This window comes from Mucilaginibacter sp. P5_A4, assembly GCF_056400605.1.
The window spans coordinates 1-5,408 of record NZ_JBFUKX010000096.1; the positions used below are offsets into that span (position 1 = coordinate 1).

A 5,408-nucleotide genomic window follows, 5' to 3' on the forward strand; every position below is an offset into this window, starting at 1 on the left:
ATTCACAACATTATCAATGTTCAGATATTTTAAAGCATAATTCCGTGCGTTATTTCTTTTCTGTTCTATATCAGATTTAACTGCTACCGCGTTTATGGCTTTTGCAAGCAGTTCTTCATTCTCGGGTTCAATAATATAGCCTACGTCATATTTATTAACCAGGTTATACAATGATGTACCTTGCGAAGAGGTAACTATGCTAACCCCCCCAACAGCTAAAATAGTAGTGAGTTTTGATGGCATGACTAAATCACTTGCTTCCTTTCTTTGTAAAATCAGATGTAGATCTGCCATATTCAGAAATTCATTAAATACTTCTTTTTCCTGAACCGGCAAAAACTGTATGTTTTCAAGTTTTTTTTCATTAGCTACCTGAGTAAGTTTTTCCCGGTAAGGTCCGGAACCGCAAATGATAAATTTAATATGTTTCACATCGAGCAATAATTCGGCAGCCTTTAATATACCATCAAGACCTTGCTTTTCACCAATTGCACCCGAATACAAACATACTATATCATCTATCTGATATCCCCATTTATTTTTCAATAAATGTCTTGAAGGAAGTGGAAAGAACAGAGAAGTATCAACCCAGTTTGGAAAAAAGGTCACCTCTTTATCAACTTTTGCCTTTATTTTATCGATCATCCCTTCAGAGATGCTACTGATATAATCCGCCTTGTCCAATATTTTTTTCTCGATCTTATAAATATAATCAAATAGCTTTTGGCTAGACAGCATATTTAATTCCTGTGCAGCTTCAATTTGCAGATCTTGTGTGTGATATAACAATTTACCCCCATTAAATTTCTTAAGCATTAAGCCCAGATACGCCAAATGAAAGGGGGGGGCAATGGTAATAATGAGATCAAACTTTTTACGTGCGAGTATAAGTTGAAGAACCTTCCAAAACATTGATGACCAAAAAGAAAAATCTTGAATTATTCTTCTTTTTCCTGTTGGATCTGCTGGCACATAAGAAGGACAGCGATATATGGTTAAGTTAGCGTTGCTTGTAGGATAGTTAATAACTTCTTTTTTATACCACCGATTTTTGTAGGGGGGCTGTACCTTCCAGTAAGGATAATAAGGAAAGGTAGTTATAACGGTACAATCATGACCATTTTTAGCTAACCAGTCGATCATCTCGCCGTTATACTTCCCTATTCCTGTAGGTTCTGGAGAAAAATTATGGCTAATAAGAATAATTTTCTTAGTATGAGAGTCCATGTTAATTAAAAAAATATTTATGAGTTTGTTGATCGAGAATGCAGAATAAACTATATAGTATTAGTTGATTTTTTCTCTCTAATCTTGCAATATATTTGTGTGAAATAAGACATTTTCAGTACTGCAAAAGCTAACCCTCTGGTTCCGTCCCTAAAACCACCTAGAAAAAAGAAACTCACAAAAAAATACATTGGTCCGATAATTATACTTTGCATCAACTTATATTTTAGTCTTTGCTTAAATGTCAGATTTTTTTGTGTCTCAACGCCACTTATAGTCTTAAGAAACCTCTCCGCTTCCCATGCCGCATATTCGTTATGTTTAATTACGTAATGTGACACTCCGCGATAATCTCTATGATCTATTTTGCTGTTTATAACACCGACTGGACCTTTAAGTATAGGATGCTCATGGACTTCCATATCGAGCTTACTCCATTGTTCTTCGTCGATTCGTTCATATTCACCTGCGCCAACTTTAAACAACGCCAATTTTTTTAACGGGTAACCACCTCTCAATTGCTTTCCTAAAAAGTATATTGTATAATTTAACCAGTATCCTACTTTGTCATCTGCAGCGAGAGCTTCTTGGAGTTCAGATTTAAAAGAAGCAGTCAAATACTCATCTGCATCTAAAAACAGCACCCATTTAGTATCTGGTGTATGATTTCGTAAATACCAATTCCTTTTTTTGGGGAATTTTCCGTTCCATGAAAAATCTACTACTTCTGCACCAAACTCTTTCGCAATTTCTTTCGTTTTATCTACACTACCAGAATCAATTATAATTATCTTTTTTGCCCAGTCTGTGCCAATTGATGCAAGACATCCCGGTAAATTTAGTTCTTCGTTTCTTACGGGTATTGCGATGGTTAAATCAAGAATCATTAATTAACAGTTAAGTGAGTATAAAAAATCATTTATTAGGGCAAATGCTACCATTTGATCTTATTAATTATCAACGTTCATATTCCAAATCTTGGTAGCCCATGAGAATAGGGATCACGCAAACAATCTAAATACACGCTATAGAATAATTTAATCCAACAAAAAATCATAACGTCTTTTAACAGGTTTGGCTGGATTTCCTGTGTAAACGGTCCACGGTTCCATATTTTTTCCCATCACAGCAGATGCACCTAGTACACTGCCTTTCATACAAATCACCCCTGGCAATACTACGGCCTTTGCACATATCCAAACATAATCTTCGATAACGATTTCCTTCATGATATAATCAAAAGATGCTTTATTGTAATTATGCGTAGCTCCACAAATATATGCATCTTGTGATAAGATAGCATGGTGTCCTAGTGTTAATCCACCGGGGTTATAAACTTCTACAGCTGGACCAATTGTGGAAACTTCCCCTATCCTTAACAACCAGGGAGCCCATATAGTGCAACTTGGATAAACTGCACTACCCTTACCTATTTTAGCACCAAATAATTTTAGAATAAAAATCCGCCAGTTGTGCATAGGATTAGGGGTCCAGCGACACAAAAGGAACCAAGCAACTGACCACGCAAAACGTCGTAACTTATCGGAAAAAGAAAAAACTGGTTTTAAATATGGATCTTCTCCAGAGGTATCCCGAGTTAGTAACATATTAAGACAAATAGATTAAAATTTCAATTAAATGCAGTAAAATCTGCAATTATTGGACTAATATCTTAATATTTTTTCATTATTTAAATTTTTCTGCGGTTTAAACAGAGATTTATTCTAATCAGCCCGATATAAACAATAACCAAATATAGGACAACGTTTAAGCTCTAATGGCTTATCTTTATTTTTTTATGTGCCAAAAAATTTATTGTTGACTAAAAAGTAATCGAGAACTAATTGTTGACATTTAATTATAATCAATGAAATTTACTTGCGAATGAGTCAAATGATACATCTAGGGCGATTTACATTTACCTAAGCTATATACTAATAACCATATCTTCAAAATATATTGTCAGTCTCAAATGTTAACATAGATTGTTTAAATACACCACATGAAAAAGTTATTTTTTTTTACATATTTCTTATTATTATTTCAAGTTGCCAAACCGCAAAGTATTTACTTATCATTAGAAAAATTTGGTGCCAAGGCGGACGGCACAATTTTACAGGATGGTTCTATGGACGCAGGAAGCCCAGCCTTAACATGTACCAGTGCTTCATTTACTCAAAAAGATATCGGGAAAATAGTATATGTCGCTGGGGCAGCTAATAATACCAATACATTAATAGCGACCATTAGGTCAATTAGCTCTCCAACACAGATTATTTTGAGCAAACCGGCATTGATTTCGGTTAATAACGCTGGGGTAACTTATGGAACCGATTGTACTGATGCTTTTGTAAATTGGAACAAAGCCGCCCGTGTAAACAGAAAAAATAAAATTATTTTATTAATGAAACCTGGCACATATCTTACCTCTTACAATATTTGGCTTGCTGGTGTCAAAGATGTTTTGGTAAACGGCAATGGTTGTAACATTATATGTACTCATGGAGCTTACAAACCCTACTCAGCTGGGGCTGCTGTTGGCTTATTTATGCCCTCATGTTTTGATAATGTTGATAATAATTACTACGATGATAAACAATTAGGTAACACAAGCTTTGGATACAAAATCCAGACTTGCAAAAAAGGTTCCACTATGCTGCAAACATCAAATGTTCCTGACGCCACAAACTTTAAGCCAGATACCTGGCTACTCGTGTATGGGCTGCATCATGAAGATTTCGGCGGCTATCCGCCTGACCCCAGGTTTTTTGAATATGCTAAGGTAAAAACGGTTGATGCTATTACTGGCTTTATCCATTTAGATCGTCCCCTTAAAAACTTATACGATTCAGAATGGCCAGATGGTAAACAAAGGGGAGGAGTTGGAGCAGCGAGAATTATATCCCTCAATAGAGATAACTTTAACTGTATTGAGAATCTTATCATAAAAAATATTCATTTTTTGCCATTTAATGGATGGAACGGTAAGTTCTCAAATGATCAAAGAAATAGCAGAATTCAAATTTATGGTTATATAAATGCACTCTTATCAAATGTTACAACTTCGGCTGCTTATTTTGGACAAGGTAAAAAACTAATTGTTAATCATGTAACCGTAACTTCGGGATGCGAACCCGATAAAGTGATTGATTCTTGTATAATTAAAAACTGTACTATCGCCAATCTCATAAATGCTGGTGGATTAAACTACCTTCATCTTTTAAATAATACATTTACGGGTGGTTTTAATGCAAGTCCTCATAATTTGTATGTGAATGGAAATACCTTTAAATCAAAAGGAGTTAGTTCACAATCGTTAGCCGCATTTGGATTTAATAAAGGAACCGATTATATCCAAATCGGAGTAAATACCTGGGATTGTTCAGACCCCTTAAGAAATGCACTCGTATCGCCTCCACTAATTGTTACAATGACTGTTGGGCAAGTATTAAATAGTAGTACTATAACTATTCCTTATGATAGCTACATTGTTGCACATAATTCAAGGCGGGTAGTTCCTGGCACTACAGGTTATACAACGTCAGGTAAACAGTTTGATGTGCAAAGAGTTTATCAATTTGATGAAAATAACATTGCCATATCAGGTGTATTTAGCAAAGGCCAACCGGCTGTTAAAGACGCGTATATATTTTCAATGGCTCCAATCATAAATGTTACTGGGAAACAAATAAAAACAGGATCAAACGCGAATAAATATATCTTCTTTCAAAAACTATTACCAATAACCCGTTTGAAGATGAGTAATGAAAGCTTTAAAAACTAAAGCTAATTACTCTCCTATTACATGATTTTTCCAGGGAACTCCATTTCAGCGCCGATAGGTGCCTTTCTTTTACGAGTAGGCATCAAAACATTTCTGACCCTTGGATATATAATCTTTTCGACTAAAAAGGAATAAGCTATGCATATAATAAAATACAGTATAAATCTTAAAAAGCTATTTTCTATAAAATCAAGATACTGAGCTTGAACAATAAGAAAATAATGCGATATATATACAACAAAAGAAATTGAAGAAAATATCTCAAATCTCCCTATCGTTGAAGCAAAATACTTCCAATTCGCTTTTTTCCACAACAATGCAATTAAAATAGCAAAAATAGCAAATGCAAATTGACGGACTTCAAGCAAAGGGCTATAACCAATACCCCGGTCAATCC

At 34.8% G+C, this 5,408-nt stretch carries 5 protein-coding genes; 1 reads left to right on the forward strand and 4 read right to left on the reverse strand.

From position 1 onward, the window contains the following. From AC1DQW_RS27075 to AC1DQW_RS27085, 3 genes are all read right to left on the reverse strand, one after another. A partial coding sequence (locus AC1DQW_RS27075; RefSeq protein ID WP_477456908.1) for a WcaI family glycosyltransferase occupies window positions 1-1,227 on the reverse strand: 1,227 nt, incomplete at its 3' end. A gap of 50 nt (window positions 1,228-1,277) precedes the next feature. Beyond that, complete coding sequence (locus tag AC1DQW_RS27080; RefSeq protein WP_477456909.1) at window positions 1,278-2,114, reverse strand: glycosyltransferase family 2 protein; 837 nt, start codon at window positions 2,112-2,114, stop codon at window positions 1,278-1,280. A 150-nt stretch (window positions 2,115-2,264) separates the two neighbouring features. Further along, on the reverse strand, window positions 2,265-2,834 hold the full coding sequence (locus AC1DQW_RS27085) for an LbetaH domain-containing protein (protein ID WP_477456910.1): 570 nt from the start codon (window positions 2,832-2,834) through the stop codon (window positions 2,265-2,267). A gap of 395 nt (window positions 2,835-3,229) precedes the next feature. On the opposite strand from AC1DQW_RS27085, the gene AC1DQW_RS27090 reads away from it, so the two are divergent. Further along, the gene (locus tag AC1DQW_RS27090; protein ID WP_477456911.1) at window positions 3,230-5,011 is read left to right on the forward strand and encodes a hypothetical protein; all 1,782 of its coding nucleotides are present in this window, start codon (window positions 3,230-3,232) and stop codon (window positions 5,009-5,011) included. A 17-nt stretch (window positions 5,012-5,028) separates the two neighbouring features. On the opposite strand, the gene AC1DQW_RS27095 is transcribed toward AC1DQW_RS27090, so the two are convergent. Further along, window positions 5,029-5,408: hypothetical protein (locus AC1DQW_RS27095; protein WP_477456912.1), on the reverse strand; the 380-nt coding region annotated here is incomplete at its 5' end.

Bases quoted from the DNA above. Each gene is read 5' to 3' on its own strand.
- AC1DQW_RS27080 (WP_477456909.1), bottom strand. From the start codon at position 2,114: ATGATTCTTGATTTAACCATCGCAATACCCGTAAGAAACGAAGAACTA.
- AC1DQW_RS27090 (WP_477456911.1), top strand. From the start codon at position 3,230: ATGAAAAAGTTATTTTTTTTTACATATTTCTTATTATTATTTCAAGTT.
- AC1DQW_RS27085 (WP_477456910.1), bottom strand. From the start codon at position 2,834: ATGTTACTAACTCGGGATACCTCTGGAGAAGATCCATATTTAAAACCA.